Raw genomic sequence first — 874 nt, 5'->3', positions numbered from 1 at the left:
CGATACTACCCCAACCTTAACAGGAACAGGAGAGGCAAATGAAACCTTAACAATTACTGTTGATGCAAATGGCGATGGTACGCCAGAGGTAACCTATACGGTAACAACTGACGGAACAGGAAACTGGAGTATTGATCCAGATACAGCAACAGCGGATAGTGGAACATTCCCAACGTTATCAGATGATGATACAATTGATGTAACCGCAACTGATGCAGGAGGAAACAGCGGAACAGGAGTAGTAACCATTGACACGACTGCACCAACAGCAGATACATTTACAAGTAACGATAYTACACCAACCTTAACAGGAACAGGAGAGGCAAATGAAACCTTAACAATTACTGTTGATGCAAATGGCGATGGTACACCAGAGGTAACCTATACGGTAACAACTGACGGAACAGGAAACTGGAGTATTGATCCAGATACAGCAACAGCCGATAGTGGAACWTTCCCAACGTTATCAGATGATGATACAATTGATGTAACCGCAACTGATGCAGGAGGAAACAGCGGAACAGGAGTAGTTACCATTGACACAACGGCTCCAACAGCAGATACATTTACAAGTARCGATACTACMCCAACCTTAACAGGAACAGGAGAGGCAAATGAAACCTTAACAATTACTGTTGATGCAAATGGCGATGGTACRCCAGAGGTAACCTATACGGTAACAACTGACGGAACAGGAAACTGGAGTATTGATCCAGATACAGCAACAGCSGATAGTGGAACWTTCCCAACGTTATCAGATGATGATACAATTGATGTAACYGCAACYGATGCAGGAGGAAACAGCGGAACAGGAGTAGTAACCATTGACACGACTGCACCAACAGCAGATACATTTACAAGTAACGATATTACA

At 43.6% G+C, this 874-nt stretch carries 1 protein-coding gene; it reads left to right on the top strand.

Annotation, left to right across the window (positions count from 1 at the left end; translation table 11 throughout):
- Nucleotides 1-874, top strand: an 874-nt coding sequence (locus BA195_RS12455; RefSeq protein WP_084443203.1) for an Ig-like domain-containing protein, incomplete at both ends; no start/stop codon positions are given.

It is taken from the genome of Tenacibaculum soleae (assembly GCF_001693415.1).
GTDB lineage: Bacteria > Bacteroidota > Bacteroidia > Flavobacteriales > Flavobacteriaceae > Polaribacter > Polaribacter soleae.
The sequence above is the reverse complement of the archived record's forward strand: the minus strand, read 5'-3'. Positions and strand labels throughout refer to the sequence as shown.